The organism is Acinetobacter sp. 228, assembly GCF_048147885.1.
In genome coordinates, this window is sequence record NZ_JAYWYV010000091.1 from 1 (window position 1) to 2,049 (window position 2,049).

General features: G+C 40.8%; 2 protein-coding genes. Both read left to right on the plus strand.

Annotation, left to right across the window (positions count from 1 at the left end; translation table 11 throughout):
* The first annotated feature begins 161 nt into the window (after nt 1-161).
* Nucleotides 162-686 carry a ribosome maturation factor RimP gene (gene rimP, locus VXQ92_RS16150; RefSeq protein ID WP_000777730.1) on the plus strand — a complete coding sequence of 175 codons (525 nt, stop codon included), beginning with the start codon at nt 162-164 and terminating at the stop codon, nt 684-686.
* A gap of 37 nt (nt 687-723) precedes the next feature.
* Nucleotides 724-2,049, plus strand: a 1,326-nt coding sequence (gene nusA / locus VXQ92_RS16155; protein WP_416682516.1) for a transcription termination factor NusA, incomplete at its 3' end; no start/stop codon positions are given.

A 2,049-nucleotide genomic window follows, 5' to 3' on the forward strand; every position in this document is an offset into this window, starting at 1 on the left:
GTTTTCTGTGCTATATAGGGGCGATTAACGCCCTTTTTTATTGGTTATCGTATCGCTATCGTGTAGTGTCGACATCAATTGGTCAAATAGTCATGCTTCACTATAGTAAGTCTGTGTCGGTTAAAACAACCGATTGAATCGCACGAGAATGACGAGAGTAAATGAAATTATCAAATAAATCCCAAGCATTGTATGACATGATTGCTCCAGCAGTGGAGGCATGTGGTGTCGACCTTTGGGGAATTGAATTCCTTCCACAAGGTAAGCGTTCATTATTGCGTATTTATATCGATAGACCGGTTGATGAAAATGCTGAACCAGTGATTAATGAAGATGGTGAAGTAGAGCAAGGTCGCGGTATTGGTGTAGAAGATTGTGTTCGTGTTACACAACAGGTCGGCGCAATGCTGGATGTCCATGATCCGATTTCAGGTGAATATGCATTAGAAGTTTCTTCACCAGGTTGGGATCGCCCATTTTTTCAACTCGAACAGTTGCAAGGCTACATTGGACAACAGGTTGCTTTGCGTTTGATTGCTGCAGTAGAAAATCGTCGTAAATTTCAAGCAAAACTCCTTGCTGTAGACCTTGAAAATGAAGAGATTCAGGTTGAAGTTGAAGGAAAGCATGTGCTTGATATCGACAGCAACAATATCGATAAAGCAAACTTGATCTATCAAGATTAAATTTATTTAAATTATATAAGAAATCGGTAGGTGACTTATGGGCCGCGAAATTCTTACCGTTGTTGAAACGGTTAGTAATGAAAAAGGTGTTAGTCGTGAAGCGATCTTCGAAGCTTTAGAACAAGCTCTAGTTGCTGCAACGAAGAAAAAATTTTACGAGGGTACCAATTCTGAAGAAGCTCAGCTTCGTGTAGAAATTGATCGTAGAACTGGTGATTACCGTACTTTCCGTCAATGGACTGTTGTGGCAGATGAAGATCATGAAATGCCAGCATGCCAAGACGCAATTTCTGATGTTGATCCTGCAAAATGGTCAATTGGCGACGTTCGTGAGCTTGAAGTAGAATCGATTGAGTTCGGTCGTATCGCTGCGCAGATTGCGAAACAGGTTATCGTACAAAAAATTCGTGAAGCAGAGCGTGCATTAGTTGCTGATGCTTATGAATCAAAAGTTGGCGAGCTAATTTACGGTGAAGTGAAAAAGCAAACTAAAGATGGTTTCATCATTGACTTAGGTGACAATGCTGAAGCTTATTTAGCTCGTGAAGAAATGATTCCTAAAGAGATTCTTCGTCCAAAACAACGTGTAAATGCTATTTTATATAGTGTAAACCGTGAAGGCCGTGGTGCTCAGCTTCTATTATCACGCGCTAAGCCTGAAATGCTTATTGCTTTGATGAAGAAAGAAATTCCTGAAATTTCTGAAGAAATTATTGAAATTAAAGCTGCGGCGCGTCAACCAGGTGTTCGTGCAAAAATCGCAGTAAAAACGAACGACCACCGTATTGACCCTGTTGGTGCATGTATTGGTATGCGTGGAACACGTATCCAAGCGGTACAGCAAGAGTTAAATGGTGAGCGTATTGATGTTGTAGTTTGGTCTGATGATCCAGCTCAATACATCGCAAGTGCATTAGAACCAGCTGATGTATCAGGCATTGTGCTTGATGAAGATGCAAAAAGTGCAGACATTATTTTTGCTACCAACGATCAATTGGCACGTGCGATTGGTTCGCAAGGTCAAAATGTTCGTTTAGCTTCTGATTTAACTGGCTACAAACTCGACATGATGCTTGAAGAAGAGTATCGTGCTCGTCAGCAGAATGAAGCTCAGCAATATCTCGACATGTTTGTATCACGTTTAGATATTGAAGAAGACTTGGCAATGGCGTTAGTAGAGATGGGCTTCACTTCTTTAGAAGAGATTGCTTATGTGCCAGCTGAAACTTTTGACGAAATTGAACTTGACGCTGAGTTAGTTGAGTTATTGCAAAGTCGTGCAAAAGAAGCTGCATTAACTGATGCATTGAAACAGCAAGAAAATATTCAAGAACCGAGTGCAGACCTTCTCAATATGGAAGGC

Excerpts from the sequence above, each read along its gene's own strand:
- rimP (WP_000777730.1), top strand. The coding sequence starts at position 162 with ATGAAATTATCAAATAAATCCCAAGCATTGTATGACATGATTGCTCCA.